This window comes from Klebsiella sp. 54 (genome assembly GCF_018223875.1).
Classification (GTDB): domain Bacteria; phylum Pseudomonadota; class Gammaproteobacteria; order Enterobacterales; family Enterobacteriaceae; genus Klebsiella; species Klebsiella quasipneumoniae.
In genome coordinates, this window is the sequence record NZ_JAGRRA010000005.1 from 220,913 (window position 1) to 241,756 (window position 20,844).

The window sequence follows — 20,844 nt, forward strand, 5'->3', positions numbered from 1 at the left end:
CAACGCGTTCCGCAAGGGAAGGGGTAGCCCGGGTCAGGCGCTTGCGCCGCTGCCCGGGTTTCCCCCGGTCGCGCTAACGCTTACCGGGGCTACACATTTACTGCAGTCTCGCCAGTTAAGCGTCGCGCTATCCGGATGACAGGTTATTGATCTTCGATTAACAGCGCTTCCAGCAGGTCGAGATCGTGGAGCAGCTTCTGCAGCGTCTCGTTACTGATCTGCCGGGTGGCGCGCAGATGATACAGCTCGCCGCGCTCAGAGCGCAGCGCCGCCAGGCGGAAGCGGCGTTCCAGACTCTCTTCGAGCATAGAGGTTTCCACGTCGTTACGCCCATCGGCGCGCCGGCGCAGGTTACCGATCACCCGCGAACTGACTTCGGTCAGCAGCTGGTTATCGATATTCTCTTTGGTATCCGCCGCCAGCCGCTCTTCCATCTTCTGGATCGCCACAATCGCCACGTCCGCCGTCGCCGCCCGCGCCAGACGCTCCTCTTTCCGCTGCTGCACATTATCGCTCGATTCAATGTGACGCAGCAGGATCGGCAGCGCAATCACCCCAACGAACAACGAGAACAGGATCACCCCGGCGGCGAGGAAAATCAGCTCATAGCGCGCCGGAAAGACATTCCCGTCCGGCAGCAGCAGAGGAATGGAGAGCACACCGGCGAGGGTAATCGCCCCGCGCACCCCGGCAACGGAGGAGATCAGCAGCTCGCGCGTGGTCCAGGAGCCAAACTCCATCGGCTTCTTCTTCAGGAAGCGCTGACTGAGCTTACGCATCGACCACAGCCAGCCAAAACGCACCAGCATCAGCGCGGCATAGATCAGGATAATGTCGGTAAACAGCATCCAGGTCTCAACGTTGGGGTCGGCCTCCGCCGCTACCAGCGAACTGGAGAGGATATCCGGCAGCTGCAGGCCCAACAACAGGAAGACCATGCCGTTGAAGACAAACTCCAACATTGCCCAGGTGCTGTTGGCGCGCAGGCGCATGGCCAAGGGCGCGGTGCGCATCACGCCGGAACGGGTGATGGTCATCCCCGCCGCTACCGCCGCCAGGATGCCGGAGACACCGATATGTTCGGCAATCAGATAGGAGGCAAACGGCAGCAGGAACAGCAGGACAATCTGCGTGGCGGGTTCATCCCCGCCCCAGCGGCTGAGGAAGCGCATCGAGCGGCCATACGACCAGCTCACCACAAACCCGGCCAGCACGCCGCCAATCGCCACCTTCAGAAACTCAACGGTGGCGCCGCCGACGGTAAAGACCATGGTGCCCATCGCCACCGCGACGGCAAACTTGAGCGAGACCAGGCCGGAGGCGTCGTTCATTAGCGCCTCACCCTGCAGAATGCCCATGATTTTTTTCGGTATCCGCCCTTCCCCGACGATACCCGAGAGCGCCACGGCATCGGTCGGCGACAGTACGGCCGCCAGCGCGAACGCCGGGATAAGCGGAATGCCCGGCACAATCCAGTAGATCAGAAAGCCGATGCCGACCACCGTCACGACCACCAGCGCCAGCGCCAGGCCAAGGATCTCGCGCCCGTGCTCAATGAATTCGCGGGTCGGCGTTTTCCAGCCGTCGGCGAACAGCAGCGGCGGGATAAACAGGACCAGAAACAGCTCTGGATCAAATTCAACGTGCAAACCAAAGGTCGGCCACGCCAGAAGCGCGCCAATGGCGATTTGCATCAGTGGGAGTGGAACCTGAAAGGGCAGTACGCGCGTCACTACCCCGGAGAGTGAGACCACAAGGGTCATGATGAGGATGGTAAAGAATATTTCCATGTGTTCCCTGTTTGCTGCGTTTTCTTTTATACCTGTGAGGCGTCTTGCCTGTGAATCATACGCTACCCAGATTAACGCAAATGGAAACAGGATGTGGCTTAAAAATAAAACGGGCGGCCTGAGCCGCCCGTGAGGAGCACAAAGGGTTTAAATCGCCCATCCGCCGGCGTAGAAGACCACCAGCGCCACCGCGATAATCACCGTGCCGAGGTTCAGCTTACGCCACTCGCCGGAGACCAGGCGGCCGATCACCAGGGTCGCGAAACCGATCATAATGCCGGTCACGATGTTACAGGTCAGCACGATAAACACCGCGGTGATCAGGCCAGCCATCGCGTCAACGAAGTCATTGAAATCGATTTTCGCCACGTTGCTCAGCATCAGCAGGCCGACGTACATCAGCGCCGGTGCCGTCGCGTAAGGTGGTACCAGATACGAGAGCGGAGAGAGGAACAGGATCAGCAGGAACAGGACACCGACCGTCACCGCGGTCAGCCCGGTTTTACCGCCGGCCGCGGTACCCGCCGCCGATTCGATATACACCGCCGCTGGCGCCGCCCCGACTAAACCGGAGAAGACGCTGCTCAGGGAGTCGGTGGTCAGCGCTTTACCGCCGTTAATGATCTGCCCATCTTTGTCCAGCAGGTTTGCCTGGCCGGCCACCGCGCGGATAGTACCGGTGGCGTCAAAGACCGCCGTCATCACCAGCGCCAGCACGCTGGGCAGCACGACCGGGTTCAGCGCGCCGATGATGTCGAGGCTGCCGATCAGCGAGTTGCCTTTATCATCGCTCAGGGATGGCATGGCGAAAATCCCGGAGAAATGGACGTTCGGATCGAAAATCAGGCCGACAATCGACACGCCGATAATGGTCAGCAGAATACCGCCTGGTACTTTCATTTTTTCCAGACCGATGATCACCGCGAGGCCAATCAGCGACATCACCACCGGGAAGCTGGCAAATTTGCCCAGCGCCACCGGCAGACCATCCAGCGGGTTTTTGATCACCAGACCAACGCCGTTGGCAGCGATCAGCAGCAGAAACAGGCCAATCCCGATCCCGGTACCGTGTGCCACACCCTGCGGCAGGTTGCGCAAGATCCAGCTGCGGATGCCGGTTGCCGAAATCACCGTAAACAGGACACCCATCAGGAATACTGCGCCGAGGGCCACCGGAATACTAATGTGCTGCCCCAGCACCAGGCTGAAGGCGGTGAAGGCGGTCAGCGAGATAGCGCAGCCAATGGCCATTGGCAGATTCGCCCATAGCCCCATCGCCAGCGAGCCAACGCCCGCCACCAGACAGGTGGAAACAAATACCGCGGCCGGCGGGAAGCCCGCTTTACCGAGCATTACCGGCACTACGATGACGGAGTACACCATCGCCAGAAAGGTAGTGAGACCTGCAACAATCTCCTGACGCACGGTGCTGCCGCGCGCCGAAATTTTAAACCAGGCGTCTAATGAACCGCCGGTACGCGCTGAAGGCGTAGACATAGAAAACTTCCCCTGAAAATTTTTATTGTTCGTTGGTATGCGTGGTGGACCCTCCACTGCCAGTTAAACGCGATCTCCTTGTACCGAATCGCAGCGCCAGGGGGGCTGCAAAAAAGCAAACGTTTAACTCCACGCATACACTACGGTGTGTCAACCTTGTCTCCTCCCCCTGGATAGCAGATAAAAGAGGGAGCAAAACAGAAAGGCAAACGATTATCCGGCCTTTAGATAACCCTTTTCAACCGATGTTTATCGTATTTCACTAAATTTCGCTTATGACGAACAGAAAATAACCAGCTGATGCGCAAACGTTATCGTCCATGCGCAATCCGCTAACAATTTTTTAGTCAGTTGCTTTCATTTAGCCGCGTCATCGGATCCGCTGATACCTCAGGCGCCGGGTAAGGTGAAGGGGCCGCCGCGCTCGATGGCCCGCTGCCAGGCCGGGCGCTGCTCCACCCGCTGTCGCCAGGCCTCGATATGGCGAAGATCATCCATGCCGCCGCGGGACAACAGCGCCATCACCGGGAAGCTCATCTGGATATCGGCCATGCTCAGCTGCTCGCCGGCAAACCATGGCCGCGTGGCCAGATGGTTGTCAATGAACCGCGCATGGGTGGCCAGTTGGGGATCGAGCCACGCTTTCTGGATACCTTTGCCCAGCAGCGAGCCCAGCGAGCGGACGCCAAAGGGCACCGGAGGTCTGCCGAGGCTGGCGAACACCAGCTTCATTAACAGCAGCGGCATCAGCGAACCTTCGGCATAGTGCAGCCAGAAGCGGTACTGCAGTTTGTCATCTGTGCCCTGCGGCTTCAGCAGCCCATCGCTGTCCCAACTCTCCTGCAAATACTCAAGGATCGCTCCGGACTCCGCCAGCACATAGCCGTTGTCTTCCAGCACGGGCGATTTACCCAGCGGGTGGATTTTCTTCAATGCCGCTGGCGCCAGCATCGACTTTTCCCGCTGATAGCGGACTATCTGATAAGGCAGCTGTAGCTCCTCCAGCGCCCACAGTACGCGTTGCGATCGTGACTGATTAAGATGGTGTACCGTCAGCATGGGCCTCTCCCGTCGTTTGTTCAAATTAACTATAGGAACAGGCGCTGATTGCCGGGAAAATTTCGGCAAAATAGTGAGGAAAAAACGGCGGCAGATGCCATAGTTAAAGTGTCGACGCAAACCGGAACCTCCATCAACAGATTGCGCAATACTGAGGGACGTCGACGTCGGGGGAAACCCTCTCGTGAACCAACGAGATAATGCGAAAGACCAAGACCGGAAAACAACTAAAGCGCCCAGTTGTGGCGCTTTAGTTTTATCACTCCTCTTCCAGCAGCCGAGCGCCGGTCCCCTCTTCCCCCAGCTTATCGCCCGGGTTGCGTAGCGGGCAATCGCGCCGCGATAAACAGCCGCAGCCAATGCAGCCGTCGAGCTGGTCGCGCAGCGCCGTCAGGGTGTGGATACGCCGGTCAAGCTCCTCGCGCCACTGTGATGACAGCATTTTCCACTCTTTTGCGCTGAGATTGTGCCCTTCCGGCAGCACGCCAAACGCGTCGCCGATGGTGGCCAGCGGGATGCCGATACGTTGCGCAATTTTGATAATCGCCACCGCGCGCAGGACATCGCGCCGGTAGCGCCGCTGATTGCCGGCATTCCGCTGGCTATGGATCAGCCCTTTACTCTCATAAAAATGGAGGGCCGAGACCGCCACGCCGGTTCGTTTTGCCACTTCCCCGGGCGTCAGCAGCATTTTGATGCGGGGTGATTTCTTTTCCATAAAGCGCTTTACCTCAAGTTAACTTGAGGAATTATACTCGCCCGCAGACAAAACGACGAATCGAGAATTGAGAGAGGCCGCTTTATGTCCCATCAGGATATTATTCAAACACTGATTGAATGGATTGATGAACATATCGATCAACCACTTAACATTGATGTAGTCGCCAGAAAGTCAGGATACTCGAAGTGGTACCTGCAGCGGATGTTCCGCACCGTGATGCATCAGACGCTGGGGGATTATATTCGTCAGCGCCGCCTGCTGCTGGCGGCGGAGGCGTTGCGAACCACCCAGCGGCCGATCTTTGATATCGCTATGGATCTGGGCTATGTCTCGCAGCAAACCTTCTCGCGGGTATTCCGCCGGGAGTTTGACCGCACCCCCAGCGACTACCGCCATCAGATCTCCGCGTGACGCGGCGGCTGAGGCACGTTCACGGGCGCGGGCGCATTGGCTAACCACTGCATAAACTCCCGCGCCGGCATCGCTTTCGCAAACAGCCAGCCCTGGCAATACTGCACGCCGCGCTTGTAGAGCCAGCTTACCTGCTCAGGCGTCTCCACGCCTTCCGCGATAGTCTTTAGACGTAACCCGCGCGCCATCTCGATGATGTGTTCGGCAATCAGGTGGCTGGTGTTGTTGGTGGTCAGCGTATCAACGAAGGTTTTATCGATTTTAAGGATATCGACGTTCAGGGCGTGCAGATTATGCAGATTCGAATAGCCGGTACCGAAATCATCGATGGCAATTTCATAGCCCGCTTCGCGGAACGCCTGAATCACCGGCGTGGTCTTCGGTACGTCGATAAACCCCCGCTCGGTTACTTCGATTTTGATCTGCCCGATACAGACCGCATAGCTGCGCGCTTTCTCACTGATCTGTGAAATCAGCCGCGCCGAGTGGAAGTCCGACGCAGAGAGATTGATCGCCACGTACAGCTGCGGATGGCTGGCAAGAAACTCGCCCATTTCGTAAAACAGCTCATCCACCACGTAGTCCGTCACCTGGGCAATCATGCCTTCATTTTCCGCCAGCGGTATAAACTCCGCCGGGTTCATCACCGGGCCGTCAAACCCTGGCCAGCGCAGCAGCGCTTCCGCCCCGACGCAGCGGTTATTTTTAATATCGATAATCGGCTGGTAGTGCAGGCGCAGCTGGCGGCAGCTCAGAGCCCGCTGCAGCATATTGCGCGGCGAGTGATACTGACGGCGGGTGCGCGACCACACCAGCACCAGTAAAATACTGCAGATGATCCCCAGCGGCAGCGTCAGGCTGGCCTGGTCACAAAAGTTGTGATAATAGCTGGCCCGCGAGGTGGACATAATGACGGCGATCGGCCGGATAGCGGAGCGGGCTATCGTATACACCCGGCCATTCTGATTAAAAAAGGTATCGCCTTCGCGAATTAACGCATGGAGCTCCGCGGGCTCGACATTGTTACTCACCGAGAAAAAGAGGTTGGTTTTGGTATCGAACACGCCATAGGCTAAATCGCGATCGCTGGCGATTACCGAGCTGTACGAGAAGGGATTGACCACCACCACATAGGGCCCCTTCTGCATATAATTCATGGCAAAGCCCGGATAAAACGGCGTGTCCCGGTAATAGTAAATCGCGACATCCGGCTTTTTGGTGTAATTGGCCGCCGGCATCCGCCAGCCGGTTTGCTGATGAACGGACGTTGAACAGATAAAGCGCTGGCCGTTAGCGTAGATCAGATCTTCCACATACAGCAGGCCACGAACGATATGCAATAAATAACGCTGATGGTCCGCTGAGCATAGCTCCCCGCGATACTGGCTGGCTTTCGCCCGGGCCTGATCCGCTTCGCGGATGACCATTTCCGTTTTTTGCAGCGCCAGCTGCGAAAATGAGTGTAATTGATCAATGGTTTCGGCTTTCGCCCGCAGCTGGGCAAACCACAATGCCAGTACCACTGGCAATAAAATAACCAAACCCGTTCCGATGAGCCTTAGCGCCTTATGCGGCGCACTGTCACCCATTTACGCTTACATCCATGCGATATGCCTTAATTAAGGTAGACCAAACACGTTAGCAATCGCGACTGCGATAGACATCAGCAGATTTTCTGCCAGCCCTCACGGGCGTCAGCTTTACCCCTGATGGTGAAGAATAATACTTATTTATCAGGTATTCGGAAGATATTCCGCCAAGATTAAGAATAGACGCGTATCTGACTCGGTTTCTCCGTGTAATAAACAAGAACAGGTAATAAAACCCGCAGAATAATAATCATTAGCAAGGCAATGAAAATAAGATCAGCGGGGGTTGCTCACTAATATCCACACAAATAACATTGCTATTAAACGCAGCGAAAGCTCATTTTTTGACTGGTGAAGAAAGCGCCAAGTGTGATATAGTTCACACAAGTTGATGAAACAGAAATGGCGTTTCATCACTCTCTAGTACGCCAGTTGAGACCAGAGCGCTATGCCATCGTCAGTCGCGCCAGGTCGTCCATGGCTCCCCGACTTTCTTTGAGGATAGGTTAATGGCTTCCATTACTACCAGTGTCGTGTTGTTGCGCTGGCCCCTGGTGAGCGCAGTACTCATGTTTCTCGCCAGCTCACTGAATATTCAGCTTCGCAAAAGCGATTACGCCGGTCTGGCGGTGATCTGCAGCTGCCTCGGCCTTGCCGCCGCCTGCTGGTTCGCCACCGGTTTGCTCGGCATCACCCTGCTCGATATTGCCAAAATCTGGGGCAATATCAAAGATGTGATGATTGAAGTCATGAGTCAGACGCCGCCAGAATGGCCAATGATGATGACCTGAGGTTAAAAAGCTTCCCGACGGGAAGCTTTTTCGTTTTCTGCAGCTCTTATTTCCCCAATTTCGCCATCATCTCCGGACGCATAAATTTATGGATCACCACCATAAAGAGCAGCGATGGCACCAGCAAAATCAGCGCGGTAATCGACGAGACCTGATAGTTACCCGACATGCTGGCGTTATAGAGCAGCAGCGGCAGCGTAGTGATATCCGGCGCCCCGACGAAGAAGGTGCCGGTAAACTCATCCAACGACTCCAGAAAAACAAAGATGCAGGCGGCAACGATCCCTGGCGCCGCCTGCGGCAGCACGATGTGCCAGAAGGTATACACCGGTCCGGCGCCCAGGTTACGCGATGCCCGCGCCAGCAGCGGGTCGATGGCTGAAAACGCGGCCACACAGATCCACACCGAGTACATCAGACCATGGACGCTATGCACCAGCACCACCCCCGCGATAGTTCCGTTCAAGCCCCACTGGTAAAACAGACGAGCAATATTCATGTATACCGTCAGGTTGGGAAAGGCCTGCGGGAGGAGAAACAGCAGCATAAACAGCACCCGCAGCGGCATTTTCCGCCGGGAAAGCGCATAGCCGGCGGGAACGGAAATCAGCAAACAGACCCCCACCGACAGCAGGGCGATCAGTATGCTGGTTAACAGCGAGCTGGAGACATCGCTGTACGGATTGAAAACCTGATACCAGTACTTCAGGCCCCACTGGCTGGGCAGCGAATGGGGAAAATACCAGCTTTCCGCTACGGTCCAGATCAACAGGTTCAGAAGCGGGCCAAACATCGCCAGCAGCATAAACAGCAGCAGCAGGCTCTGCAGCACCGGGCTGGCGTTCACTTTACGGCGTCCTCTTACCCACCATGACGGAGAGGAAGCAAGATTCAGCGCTTTCATCATTCACCGCCTTTTTGCTGCAGGCTATGGCGCAGGTAAAACCACGACAGCGCGCCGCAGATCGCCAGCGACACCACGCCAAGCGCATTCGCCACCGCGTAATCACCATAGGAATTGACGCGAAACGCCATATCCACGGTCAGCATCGTCGGTGTCCCCACGCCGATCATCAGCGGTACCGACAGCACCGACATCATGGTTACCGTCGACAGCACCAGCGCCACGCCGATGGTCGGCAGGACCTGCGGCAGCATAATATCGAACAGCAGCCGCGGCCGGGAGGCGCCAAGGTTACGTGCGGCGAGGATCTGCGACGGCTCCAGCGCCGCCATCGCTCCGCAGATCAACAGCGTAGCAAAGGCCAGCTGCTTCCAGACAAAGGTAATGACAATTCCCTTCCATCCCAGCCAGGAGAGGGTCTCCAGCGGCCTGACCAGATCGGCCGCCACCAGCGCATTGTTCATCAGGCCATTTTTGGCGAGAAAAGTGCGCATCATCTGAGCGACGACGATAAAAGGAATAAACAGCGGCAGGCGATACAAAAAACCCAGCAGGCGAACAACGGGCCGGCAAGGCGACAGCGCAATCACTGCCGACAGGGTAATGGCGATCAGCGCTAACAACGCCACCGAGATCAGCACGATAAGCAGCGAAAAGAGCACATCGTTGGCGTAAAGCGCGTAGACCTTGCGAAAATGATCGAGGGTGAACGGCTGTCCCGGCGCGGTAAACGCCGAGACCAGCGAAAACCCCAGCGGATACAAAAACAGGATCGCGACCATCAGCGCGGCCGGGGCAACCAGCAGCAAATATTTTAATGAACTGGACATAAAGAACCTGGCGTTGGCACAAGCAAGCGCCCGGGTCGGCGACCCGGGCTGGAAAAAGGGTTAATTGGCCACCTGGCTTTCGTAACCCTCTTTGATATCGTCAAAGTAGGGGGCGATCGGGAAGCTTTTGCCATACTTCGCCAACGCTTCTGGCGAGATTTCGGCAAACAGCTTTTGCCAGGTCGCTGCATCCAGCTTCGGCTTCACCTGCCCGGCGTCGATGCCCGGATACCAGTTGAACTGCTTAACGATCCCCTGCGCCTGCACTTCCGGGCTGGTGGCCAGCGCGATAAAGTCGCGCGCCAGCTGCGGATTCGCCGCTTTCGCCGGAATGACGTAATACATCGGCTGACCCGGCATGCCCGGGGCCAGTAAAGCGAGCTTAATCGATGGCGGCAGCTTGCCCTGATCTTTCCAGCTATAGAACATGTCGACCCATACCGGGCCCATGGCAATCTCTCCCCGACTTAGCATGTCGAGCGTTCCAGCGTTGCCCGGAGTGAAAGTGACATTTTTATTGAACGCCTTCAGTTTCTCATAGGCTTGCTGCCAGCCCTTTTCAACGCTTTTATCATAAGGCGCGGAGGAGAGGCGCTCGGCGTCGGTCCCGTAGGCGTAGATCCAGCCCACCACAAAGCTAACGCCGGACATGCCGTTCTTGATGCCGTTATAGCCAAAAGCCTGAGGATGTTTCTGCGTCCAGGCCACCAGCTCGTCATACGACGCCGGTGGCGTATTGACGAGATCGCTGTTCCACGCGATAGCGGTCTGGCTTAAGAACATCGGCATGACGTATCCGTCGACGTTAACGCCCAGCGCCTGGGTGACGCTCGGCGAGCTCACCATGCCGCCGGTCTGAATATCCTGACGATATTTTTGCAGCAATCCCTTTTCCACCTGCTCCCCGCCCGCCTTCTGATGCACCACGGCGACGTCGATATCCCATTGCTGCGCGCCGCTCTCCTGCTGGGCGCTCAGCTTCTCGCTAATTTTATTCGACCCGGCGTCGCCTGGGCCGGTACCGATCACCCGCACCTTGACGCCGGGATGAGCGGCTTCAAATTTTGGCCCCAGCCAGGTTTTCACGTAATCCACCATATTCTGATCGCCCGCGGTGGCGACGTTAAGAAAGGTGTCGGCCTGGGCGCTAACGCTCAGGCAGAGGGTCGTTAAGATCGCTGCTTTCGTCTTAGTAAACATGGATTGTCCCCAGAATGAACACGCTGATATCACTGTGATGGTGGTAAAGGAAAAATATGGAGGGCCGGCATGGGCACATGGAGCCTGACGCGGCTTTTCGTCGGCCAGCACTGAGCGGAGTCGGCCTGCAGCAGGCGGTCATGGCAGCGCACGCTGTGGCGATACAGATTGCCCAGAAACGCGCTCTGCTCCACCATCCCCTCCAGGGCGAGCCCCTCCTGCGGCGCGGGCTGCGTTAATTCAGCGAGCGTGGCATCGGCGCTGCGAAAATAAATGACTTTTTCACCCTGCTGAGCAGCCGATAAACCGGATATTGCGGCAGCGGATATTTCATCAGAGGTTATTTTATTATCGGCGCCCATAAAATCAGCGACGAAGGGTGTCGCGGGTCGCTGATATATTTGTTCCGGCGTGCCGGTTTGCTCAATTCGCCCCTGGTTTAATACCGCAATTCGGTCCGCCATCACTAATGCCTCCTGCTGATCGTGGGTGACAATTAATGACGTAAAGCCGAGTTTCTTTTGCAGAGATTTAATTTCATGGCGCACATTGAGCCGCACTTTGGCATCCAGATTAGATAACGGCTCATCCAGCACCAGCACCTGAGGCTCTATCGCCAGCGCCCTCGCCAGTGCCACCCGCTGCCGCTGGCCGCCCGAGAGTTCGGTCACCTTCACGTCAGCCAGCCCGTCGAGATTGACGATCCGTAGCAGCTCCGCCACTCGCCGTGTGATATCCGCCCCGCGCCATTTGCGCAGCTTCAGGCCATAGCCAATATTGCGCGCCACCGTCAGGTGCGGCCACAGGGCGTAGCTTTGAAACACCATGGTGATATTGCGCTGCTCCGGCGCCTGATGGGTGATCGATCGGCTGGCGATGGCGATCTCCCCGCTTTCCACCGGAATAAAACCGCAGAGGGCATTCAGCAGGGTGGTTTTTCCACATCCCGAAGGGCCGAGCAGGGCGATCATCTCCCCCTGCTCGACCGCCAGATCGATATTATGTAAAACCACTTTATCGCCATAACTAATTTTAAGGCCAGAGATCTTTAAATAACTCATATTCGCTACCTGAAAGCGCTGTTGCGGGCATTTTTTATTGGTATGAACACGTGTTCATTTAGCTGTAAAAAAAATGCAACGTTGACTCGACATGATGTGAGCCTACTTTGTCGGGTATTTATGACAATTTAATTAAGCGGCAAAAATTTTTGGCGAGGGTAAATGAAAATAGATGTGCTTGGCTGCGGGAGCGCCTTTTCCTGCACGCAAAATACTTCCGCGTTGCGGGTAATCGACGCGGACAACAAACAGTGGTTAATCGACTGCGGCCCCACCGTTCCCCGCGCGCTCTGGCAGCGCGGCGGCGGGGTCAACGATATCGACGCGATCTACTTCACCCACGTTCATCCGGACCACTGCACCGGTCTGACGGCGCTGCTGAATTACTGGAAAAGCGGCTCCCGCCAGAAGCCGTTGATTATCTACTGCCAGCCGGCGCAGCAGCCGGTGCTCAAGCAGCTGGCCGCGCTGGCGAACTGGCCGCAGGCGGAGCTTGGCTTCACCCTCGACTGGCAAGCGTGTCGCGACGCCTGGACGTGGCAGGACTGGCAGATCCGTACTGCCCCCACCCAGCATGAGCTGAGTAATCGCGCCATCCGTATCACCATTGCCGGGCAGACGCTGTTTTACAGCGGCGATGGCCGGCCGACCGCCGACTCGATGGCCCTGATGGCCGGCGCCGGGCTGGCGTTTCAGGAGTGTGCCTCGGTGGCGGCTCTGGACGATGACGCCTCTCATGGCGATTTCCCCTCTTGCCTGATGCTGTTCAGAACGCTGCAGCTCCCGGCGCTGGGGCTCTATCACTGCGAGGACGCTTCCCTGCCGGCGCTGAAGCAGGCCTGCCAGCCGTGGCCGGGTTTATTCGTTTCCCGGGATGGGCTCGCCTTAACGTTGCCGCGTCCCACGTTTAACGACGAGGCGCATATCCTATGAGCCCTGCACCCCGTAAACCCAGCGTCACTGCCCAGGACGTTGCCCGGCGAGCGGGCGTCTCCCGGGCGGTGGTGTCCCGGGCGTTGAGCAGCAACGGCAGCATCTCTCCCGATGCCCGGGCGCGGGTGTTGCGCGCCGCCGAAGAGCTGGGGTATCAGGTTAATTTCCTCGCCCAGGGGCTGAACCGCCAGCGCAGCCACTTAATCGGCGTGATCGTCTCGCGCATCAGCGATCCTTTTCGCAGCGCCCTGCTTGATGCCCTGCTCAACGAGATCCAACGCCAGGGCTTTCAGGCGCTGGTGAGCGAGATCCATAGCGAGCAGGATCTGGCGCACACCCTGCGCCGTTTCGCTCAGTTTCGCGTCTCCGGAGTTATCGTTACCTCCGGCCAGCCGCCGGAAGCGCTGGTGAACGAGTGCGTTCACCAGCATATTCCGGTGGTGGGCATTAACCGTCAACCGACGATCCCCGGGGTGGATTATGTCTGCTCTGATAACGCCGCTGGCGCCGAGCTGGCCGCCGACCAGCTGTTGCGCAGCGGCTGTCGGCGCTTCGGCTGGCTCAATACTCACCCTTCCACCTGGGCCGGACGCATGCGCGGGGAAGCGTTCAGCCGGGCGCTACAGACGCGCGGAGTGAACATCGAACGCGACCTGGCGCACCTCGCCTGTCCGGAAGAGGGCTACGTCGGCGGTGAGCAGGCCGCGGCGCTCGCTGGCGAGGTGCCTGAGGGGATCTTTTGCGCCAATGCCCAGCTTGCCTGTGGCTTTCTCGATGGAATGCGCCAGCGCGGCAAACAGGCGCCTGAGGATTACCAGCTGATTGGTTTTGATAACACGCCGCCGACCGCGCAATATAGCTACCAGCTCACCACCCTACATCAGGATGTGGCGGCGATTTCCCGCCAGGCGCTTACCCGGCTGCAGGAGCGCGCCGCCGACCCTTTACAACCTTCACGCACCACCTGGGTGGAGGTGACGTTAATTCACCGGCGCACGTCGCCCTTTGTTATCTGAGAGCAGGACTATGACGGAAGCACAACGAGAATCATTATGCGACTTGATTCGCCAGGCTGGCGCCCACGCCCAGGCGCTGCGCGATGCGGGATTACAGGTCGATAAAAAATCGCGCCAGGACTTTGTGTCGCAGGCGGATCTCGCGGTAGAACAACAGATTAAAGGCTGGCTGCAGGCCCATTTTCCCCAGGAGGGTTTCCTCGGCGAGGAGAGCGGTTTTGCTGGCGATGAACAGACCGTCTGGGTGCTCGACCCTGTCGATGGCACCACCAACTTTATCCTCGGTATGGATTACTGGTGTATCTCGCTGGCGCGAGTATGCCAGGGCGAGCTGACGCTTGGCATTATCTACGCTCCCGATCGCGATGAGTTTTTCTTCGCTGGCCGCGGCGAAGGCGCGTATCTCAACGACCAGCGTCTGACGCTACGCGAACCGGATCCGGATGCGGTGGTGGTGGGTATGGGCCGTTCCAGCCGCGCCCCGGCCAGCGACTACGCCCGGGCCATCGCGACCCTGCTCGACGTCGGCCTGGAATATCGCCGCTTCGGCGCGGGGGCCCTGATGCTGGCGCATGTCGCCGCCGGCCAGCTCCATGCCTATTATGAAGCGCATATGAACAGCTGGGACGCGCTGGCAGGCATGCTGTTGATTGAGGAGGCGGGTGGAAAGTGCAATGCGTTTCTCGCCAATGAGGGTCTGCGGAGAGGCAACCTCGTGCTGGCGGGCTGCGCAAGCGTCCAGCCGCGGCTGGCGGCCCTGCTGGCGAAATAACGCCACGCCGCCGGCGGCTGGCCGGCGGCGTGGACTAACTACCGCCAGGGTTCGCTGCGGGGAATATTATTCGGACAGCGCTTAATTGCGCAAAAGGACTGGTAAAAACAGGAGTCAGACCGCTCGCCGCCGGCATGGTATGGGCAAGATGGCCGCTCACGTAATTTTTCCCATTGCGCCTCATCGTACACCGTAATATTGTAGATTTTTAATGAATGATACTGGTCATTAATTAAAACTCTCGAGGAATAGAGCTTCATCGACTCGCCGGGCAGCAGGATCACATCGGCCTCGTACCACATGATAAATTTTAAGAAACGCAGACTGGATATTGCCGAAAAGGCGATGCCGGATTGCGGGCAGATCAGAGTATTAAGAATAGTCCATTTCATATTCCTTCCTTATACAGATGCTACAAATTGTTACCGTATATAGTGATAGCATTCATTATTATAAACCGCAAGCGTCCCTGACAATTATGTGACTTAAGACAATTCCTAACAACACAACCCATTATTAGTAACGTTTCATTTCCCTCTCGAAATTTATGATTAGGCTTGATAAAAAACAGCCAAATTAACCTTAAAAAAGAAAATATAATAAAAAATAAGATAATATAAACTTAATTGACAATACGTCTTAGTCCCTCTGGATGAGGCCTCAGTCATTGGTATTAGATGATGCAGCACTGAGCATTACCCGCGGTTGGCAAGAAAAGAGGACCGTAGCAGGCAGCTATTTATTGCGCGGTTACCTCGTCGTACGTCACCAGCTCCGCGAGGCCCTCAGACCGCGCTCGGGTAAATGTCGCGGGAGTCCCGCCAGATCGCATTCCTTAGCGCTATGTCGGAAGACAGTCCACAGAATATTGCCACGCCGGTTTAACAAGCCCCGCTGAGGCCCTACCAGGTTTTGCCGATATTAAACTGAAACTGTTCTGCTTTATCACCATCGTACTTTTTAAACGGCTCTGCCCAGGAGAAGACCAGTGGACCAAGGGGAGACATCCACTGCACGGCAATCCCCGCGGAGAGACGAATATGACTCGGATCGCCGTAGTCAGGGATACCTGCCGCCAGCGTCTGCGTGGTGTTGTGCCAGGAGGTGCTCCAGACCGTCCCCGCGTCAACAAACAGCGAGGTTCGCAGACTATCGGCGTATTTGTCATTCACAAAGGGGGTTGGAATGATAAATTCGCTGTTCAGCACCGCCATGGCATTCCCGCCGACCGCATCAGACGAGGCGTCCAGCGGGCAGGCGCTATAGCTGCTTTCGCTACCATTGCAGCGGTAATAGGCCGCTTTAGGCCCAATGGTGTTAGAAGAGAAGCCGCGCACCGACGACGAACCGCCAGCGTAAAAGTTATCGTAGAACGGCACACTTTTGCCGTCTAACCCGCCAGCATAGCCTGCGCGCAGGCGTTCCATCCAGACCCAGCGCTTGTTTTCGCTCAGCGGCAGATACTGGGCGGTGTCAAAAGAGAGTTTGTAGTAGCTATTATCCGAACCAGGGAGCGTCACTTTACCGCTCAGGCTGCTCTTGTTTCCCGCACGCGGGAAGAAGCCGCGATCGAGATCGTTGTAGCCCCATCCAAGACTCAAAAAATAATCGTTGGCGCTATATTTTGCGCCACTGTCGCCATCTTTCGTCACCACGCTGGGCTCGATTCCCCGAGAGCTGAGGTAGCGCCAGGTCGTCAGCTCCGGATCCATATTGGTCAGGCGATTATGGACATAATCCAGCCCCAGGTTCAGGGAGTTATTTTCGCTAATGGGAAACCCTAGCGTACTGCCTAAGCCATAGCTCTGCTGGTTATAGCTCCCGGCATCCGCATCGGAAGCATCATAGCTGTTATAAAAAATCTTTCCGCCCAGGCTGATGCCATCAACGGTAAACCACGGGTTCGTCGCCCCCAGTTCAAGATAAGACTGATAGCTGTTGCGCGTCCCATTGAAGCTCACGCTATTGCCCGTACCCAGCCAGTTATCCTGCGTCACGCCAAGCTGATAGCTCACGCCGCTATCCGTACCAAATCCCAGGCCCACGTTGAATGAGCCGGTGTTGCGCTCCTTCACCTTGTAGACCACATCGACCTGATCTGCCGTTCCATTGACCGGAACGATCTGCTGTTCAACGTTCTCAAAAAAACCCGTTCGATCAAGACGTACTTTCCCTTGCTCGACTTTTTCGTTGTTGAGCCACGCCCCTTCCATTTGGCGCATTTCACGACGTAACACCGCGTCCCGGGAGGTGTCGTTACCGGAAAAGCGGATCTGGCGTACCGAGTAACGGCGGCCGGCGTTGACCTGAATATGCAGCGTCACACGATGATGCGCGTCATCGATTTCCGGCGTGGTCGTCACCTGCGGCCAGGCATAACCATACTTACCAAAACGCTTTTTGATCTCATTTTCAACCGTGGTGACTTGCGCCCCGCTATACCATGCCCCCGCCAGCGGCTGGGCAAGGGCCTCGATCTCCGGTCCATGCTGCGCCAGGTCGCCTGTCACCTGAGTTCGGTCGACCCGATAACGTTCGCCTTCATTGAGGGTGATGGTGATATACAGGGATTTTTTATCTGGCGTCATACTGACCTGCGTGGACTGGATCGCAAAGCGCGCATAGCCGCGATCGAGATAAAAACTGCGCAGCGTTTCCAGATCGGCTTCCAGCTTCTGTTTCTGATATTTTTTATCCGCTACCACATTCCACCACGGCACATTATCGCGTAGCTGAAGCTGGTCCAGGAGCGTCTCTTCCCGAAACGCCTGATTACCGATAATGTTTATTTGTGCGATTTTCGCCGATACGCCTTCCTGAAAGACGAACGTTAAGTCAACGCGATTACGCGGTAACGGTGTCACCACAGCGTGAACCTGCGCGCTGTATTTCCCCGCGCTGTAATAGAAATCCTGCAACCCCTTTTCTATTTCGCTAAGCGAATTTCGATCCAGTGCGCTACCTGCTGAAATACCTGTCGCGGTGAGATTTTCCTTTAACGCATCATCCTTCACCGACTTATTCCCGGAAAAACTGATGCTGGCAATAGTGGGCCTCTCCTTAACCTGCACCACCAGCGTTTTCCCATCGCGCAGGATCTGCACATTCTCGAAATTGCCGCTCGCATACAGCGCGCGCACTGCCTCGCTGACTTCCTCTGCCGTCACCGCTTCTCCCGCGTGCAACGGCATACTTAATAGCGCCGCCCCGACGGTCACGCGCTGCAGCCCTTCAAAACGGATATCATCAACTTGATATGAGGTTGCGGCGTACAACGTTAAAGGGGTAATCAATAATCCGCTGATGATATGAGTCTTTTTTAACATGAATGTGTCGTCTACGAGATAATGAGCAATAGCAGTTATCTGCTGGCGTTGAGCTTATTTGTTCAGGATGCGTATCTAAGATATGCGACAGAAATAACCTGAGCGAGGCGCAGAATTACATGCAATTATGGCGACAAAATGGAGAAAAAAAGGATGTTAAATCATCTTTAAAAATATATTTAATGATGGAACTTTTCCTGAACGCCGTGGTTCTAATGGCCAACACCAGAGCTATATTTAGATTTTTCTGAACGGTCTTTATTGAAAAAGCCCCCTTTCTTGCTAATGGAAAGGGGGAAGGATCTCGTTAGGAATGTTGTTCTCTGGAATCACCAGGAACAGGCACAATCATATTCTTAAAGCCAGCAAATATAATGAAGAGAAATTGAATAAATTATGCAATCGACATCACAACATTCTATCTTGTATTCACCGCCAGACGCCGATGGCGAACATCTCCATATTTTCCTCAAAATAGCAGAATACAGTAGGGACGCCTTATCAAGGCATCAAGGAAAATCTATCGTTATCTACAATAGCCAAGCAGTGGCGCCTCGCCAGGGAAGGTGAGGCATAGGCTTCACCATCCTGCCGCCTCCCATCATCAATCACAGGGAATCGCGTATGACACGCTTACTTAAAACGATGTTACCTATCATTCTCTGCACCCTCGTTGGGTTATCGTTCGCTTCACCCACGCAGGCGGCCTCCAGTCTGCCGATTGTTCTCCCCGCGCTAACATGCGATGCGCTAAGCGCTACCGACTTCAGCGCCGCCGTTGGCGCAAAGGTCACGATCAACCACACTGAAATGCAGACCTCCGCGCAGGGAAGCTGGTGCAAGGTGAGCGCCACTATCGCCCCCCAGATTGGCGTGCAGATTGCCCTGCCGACCCAGCGCTGGAGTCAACGTTTCTTGCAGGTCGGCTGCGGCGGACTGTGCGGGAGTATTAACCTGAGTCTGTCGAATGCCAGCGGCTGCCTGCCGGCAATGAACGGCGAGTTTGTGGTGGCAGCAACCGATATGGGGCACCATGGCAGTATGATGGATGCGTCATGGGCCGAAGATCCGCAAAAGCGCATCGATTTTGCCTGGCGCGCCAACCACCTGACCGCAGTGTTGGCTAAAGCGGTGATGCAGACGCTTTACCGCCAGCCGCCAAAGTACGCGTACTTTATGGGCTGCTCAGACGGCGGTCGCGAAGCATTGATGGAAGCGCAGCGCTTTCCGCAGGATTTTGACGGTATCAGCGCTGGCGCGCCAGCGGCCTTTTTCCAGTTTCAGAACTCCTTCTTCCACGGCTGGAATGTGGCCGCCAATCAGCGTCCGGACGGTACCGCTATCTTGTTGAAAGATCGCTTACCTTTGATTCACCAGGCCATACTGGCTCATTGCCCGACGCTTTCCGGCGTGCAGGACGGCATCCTGCAAAACCCCTATGCCTGTCAGTTCTCTGAGACTTGGCTCCCCCGCTGTCCTGCCAACGCTCAGGACCGTTCCGCCTGCCTGACACAGGAAGAGATTGAGGTAGTGAAAAAGCTCTACCGCGGCGCTTACGACAGCCACGGCGCCCAGTTCGTCGCTGGCGGTCTTCCGCTGGGCTCCGAGCTACGCTGGCCGGTGCCGGAGACGCCGACCGGCCACTCAATGTCGGAAATGATGGTACTACCGGCTCTGCAATCCGTGCTCCTGCCGGGAGGAAAACAGAAGATCCAATCGATGCGGGATTTCCCACTTAATCAGCAGAATTTTGACGCCGTCGCTCAACTGGCACCGCTCTATAATGCGGTAAATACCAATCTTCATGCCTATCAGCAGCGCGGCGGCAAGCTTATCCTCTGGCACGGTCTGGCCGATGACTCCGTCAGCCCAGCCTTTTCTATCGCCTATTACCGCGGCGTAGAAGCAGAGATGGGCCATGCCGCAACGGATTCCTTCCTGCGGTTATTCCTGCTGCCTGGGGTAGCACATTGCGGTAATGGCGAAGGTTACGATCAAATTGATCTCCTTACCCCGCTGATGCGCTGGACCGAGGAAGGCATCGCGCCGCAAGAGATTATGGCCGGCAAACGGGCGCCAGCCGCCGCCAGGCTGCCGCCGATGACAGAAAAACCAGATGCCCAAACGCAGTTTCACGGCGTGCAGAAAGTCAGTCAGCCTTACGCTGACGCCGCTCCAGCCGTTATCGCAACGCGTCCGGTGTATCCTTTCCCGGCCATTGCCCGTTATAACGGGCACGGCAACGTGAATGACGGCGAAAATTATCATGCAGAGCAATCAACCGCGTTTGGTCATCTGCAGGTGGCAAAACCCGCCAGCGACTATATTGGCCCTGATAACCAAAAAAATTATCAGGTTCGCCACGGCGAGCTCACCGTTCAATAAATCCAGGGCTCCTCATTGAGGAGCCCTTCGTTTTTGGGATTGGCCTCAATCATGCATAGCAAAACGCTCCAGCAATCGGTATTAAGCGACCTGCTCTTGTGGATCGATAATAATCTGGATAAGAAACTGACCGTCGACGATCTGAGCGATATCTCTGGTTATTCCCCCTGGCATTTGTTTCGGCTCTTCCGTCATTATTTTGATCGATCGCCGATGGAATATATCCGCCAGCAGCGCATGTCGCTCTGTCGCCGTTTATTGCTGACGACGCCTGGTTACCGTATTGTCGATATTTGTATTATGGTTGGTTATGACGATCTCAGTGCGTTTAATCGTACCTTCAAAAAATATCATGCGCTCACCCCCACTCAATATCGTCATCAGGTCACCCGGCAAAAATAAGGAAGGTCCCCCTCCTCCGCATCGCTGCGGTTGGGAATGGAAGGGGGACAGGGGGTATCGCAGAAGGGAAATAGCAGGATGCTATTATCGAGCCCGGTCGGGATCAACGACCTTGCGCGACGGAAATCAGTATAAAAGGATATTTTGAGCTAATAAT

General features: G+C 56.2%; 18 protein-coding genes. 7 read left to right on the forward strand and 11 right to left on the reverse strand.

What is annotated here, in order from left to right; translation table 11 throughout:
• Positions 1–143: 143 nt before the first annotated feature.
• The 4 genes from KHQ24_RS14405 to soxR all read right to left on the reverse strand — a co-directional run bounded on the left by KHQ24_RS14405 (position 144) and on the right by soxR (position 5,064).
• Complete coding sequence (locus tag KHQ24_RS14405; RefSeq protein WP_004206334.1) at positions 144–1,790, reverse strand: Na+/H+ antiporter; 1,647 nt, start codon at positions 1,788–1,790, stop codon at positions 144–146.
• 147 nt (positions 1,791–1,937) lie between these two features.
• A complete protein-coding gene (locus tag KHQ24_RS14410) occupies positions 1,938–3,287 on the reverse strand; it encodes an NCS2 family permease (protein WP_017900106.1) in 1,350 nt (449 codons plus the stop codon).
• Positions 3,288–3,677: 390 nt separating this feature from the next.
• A complete protein-coding gene (locus tag KHQ24_RS14415; RefSeq protein ID WP_017900107.1) occupies positions 3,678–4,346 on the reverse strand; it encodes a glutathione S-transferase family protein in 669 nt (222 codons plus the stop codon).
• Between the two features lie 259 nt (positions 4,347–4,605).
• Positions 4,606–5,064 (reverse strand): redox-sensitive transcriptional activator SoxR, encoded by a 459-nt coding sequence (soxR, locus tag KHQ24_RS14420; RefSeq protein ID WP_004206331.1) that lies wholly within the window; start codon positions 5,062–5,064, stop codon positions 4,606–4,608.
• A gap of 84 nt (positions 5,065–5,148) precedes the next feature.
• On the opposite strand from soxR, the gene soxS reads away from it, so the two are divergent.
• Complete coding sequence (gene soxS, locus KHQ24_RS14425) at positions 5,149–5,478, forward strand: superoxide response transcriptional regulator SoxS (protein ID WP_023291646.1); 330 nt, start codon at positions 5,149–5,151, stop codon at positions 5,476–5,478.
• On the opposite strand, the gene KHQ24_RS14430 is transcribed toward soxS, so the two are convergent.
• On the reverse strand, positions 5,463–7,067 hold the full coding sequence (locus KHQ24_RS14430) for an EAL domain-containing protein (RefSeq protein ID WP_017900108.1): 1,605 nt from the start codon (positions 7,065–7,067) through the stop codon (positions 5,463–5,465). The genes soxS and KHQ24_RS14430 overlap by 16 nt on opposite strands.
• Positions 7,068–7,576: 509 nt before the next feature.
• Between KHQ24_RS14430 and KHQ24_RS14435 the strand changes: the two genes are divergently transcribed.
• On the forward strand, positions 7,577–7,858 hold the full coding sequence (locus KHQ24_RS14435; protein ID WP_002885064.1) for a YjcB family protein: 282 nt from the start codon (positions 7,577–7,579) through the stop codon (positions 7,856–7,858).
• 46 nt (positions 7,859–7,904) lie between these two features.
• Here the strand turns inward: KHQ24_RS14435 and KHQ24_RS14440 are convergent, their stop codons facing one another.
• Genes KHQ24_RS14440 through KHQ24_RS14455 form a run of 4 tightly spaced genes read right to left on the reverse strand, consistent with a single transcriptional unit; the run spans position 7,905 to position 11,853 of the window.
• Positions 7,905–8,762 (reverse strand): ABC transporter permease, encoded by an 858-nt coding sequence (locus KHQ24_RS14440; RefSeq protein ID WP_053810870.1) that lies wholly within the window; start codon positions 8,760–8,762, stop codon positions 7,905–7,907.
• Positions 8,762–9,592, reverse strand: coding sequence for an ABC transporter permease (locus KHQ24_RS14445; protein WP_004206325.1), 831 nt, complete (start codon positions 9,590–9,592; stop codon positions 8,762–8,764). Before KHQ24_RS14445 ends, KHQ24_RS14440 begins: the two co-directional genes overlap by 1 nt.
• Before the next feature lie 60 nt (positions 9,593–9,652).
• Complete coding sequence (locus KHQ24_RS14450; protein WP_043519229.1) at positions 9,653–10,792, reverse strand: extracellular solute-binding protein; 1,140 nt, start codon at positions 10,790–10,792, stop codon at positions 9,653–9,655.
• Positions 10,793–10,821: 29 nt separating this feature from the next.
• Positions 10,822–11,853 (reverse strand): ABC transporter ATP-binding protein, encoded by a 1,032-nt coding sequence (locus KHQ24_RS14455; protein ID WP_211777333.1) that lies wholly within the window; start codon positions 11,851–11,853, stop codon positions 10,822–10,824.
• A gap of 162 nt (positions 11,854–12,015) precedes the next feature.
• On the opposite strand from KHQ24_RS14455, the gene KHQ24_RS14460 reads away from it, so the two are divergent.
• From KHQ24_RS14460 to KHQ24_RS14470, 3 genes are read left to right on the forward strand one after another with little or no spacing between them, the layout of a single operon-like run.
• Positions 12,016–12,786 (forward strand): MBL fold metallo-hydrolase, encoded by a 771-nt coding sequence (locus tag KHQ24_RS14460; RefSeq protein WP_004206319.1) that lies wholly within the window; start codon positions 12,016–12,018, stop codon positions 12,784–12,786.
• Positions 12,783–13,802, forward strand: coding sequence for a LacI family DNA-binding transcriptional regulator (locus tag KHQ24_RS14465; RefSeq protein ID WP_043519228.1), 1,020 nt, complete (start codon positions 12,783–12,785; stop codon positions 13,800–13,802). The genes KHQ24_RS14460 and KHQ24_RS14465 overlap by 4 nt, the downstream gene beginning before the upstream one ends.
• Positions 13,803–13,812: 10 nt before the next feature.
• Positions 13,813–14,574 carry an inositol monophosphatase family protein gene (locus KHQ24_RS14470; RefSeq protein ID WP_211777334.1) on the forward strand — a complete coding sequence of 254 codons (762 nt, stop codon included), beginning with the start codon at positions 13,813–13,815 and terminating at the stop codon, positions 14,572–14,574.
• A 38-nt stretch (positions 14,575–14,612) separates the two neighbouring features.
• Here KHQ24_RS14470 and iraM read toward each other — a convergent pair whose 3' ends face one another.
• Entirely contained in the window at positions 14,613–14,966 is a 354-nt protein-coding gene (gene iraM / locus KHQ24_RS14475) for an anti-adapter protein IraM (RefSeq protein WP_004206315.1), read from the reverse strand.
• A gap of 510 nt (positions 14,967–15,476) precedes the next feature.
• On the reverse strand, positions 15,477–17,900 hold the full coding sequence (gene bamA / locus KHQ24_RS14480; RefSeq protein WP_064151097.1) for an outer membrane protein assembly factor BamA: 2,424 nt from the start codon (positions 17,898–17,900) through the stop codon (positions 15,477–15,479).
• A gap of 624 nt (positions 17,901–18,524) precedes the next feature.
• Here bamA and KHQ24_RS14485 point away from each other — a divergent pair.
• Both KHQ24_RS14485 and KHQ24_RS14490 read left to right on the forward strand, forming a co-directional pair.
• On the forward strand, positions 18,525–20,285 hold the full coding sequence (locus tag KHQ24_RS14485; RefSeq protein WP_064151096.1) for a tannase/feruloyl esterase family alpha/beta hydrolase: 1,761 nt from the start codon (positions 18,525–18,527) through the stop codon (positions 20,283–20,285).
• 33 nt (positions 20,286–20,318) lie between these two features.
• Positions 20,319–20,687 carry a helix-turn-helix transcriptional regulator gene (locus KHQ24_RS14490; protein ID WP_017900112.1) on the forward strand — a complete coding sequence of 123 codons (369 nt, stop codon included), beginning with the start codon at positions 20,319–20,321 and terminating at the stop codon, positions 20,685–20,687.
• Positions 20,688–20,844 lie beyond the last annotated feature (157 nt).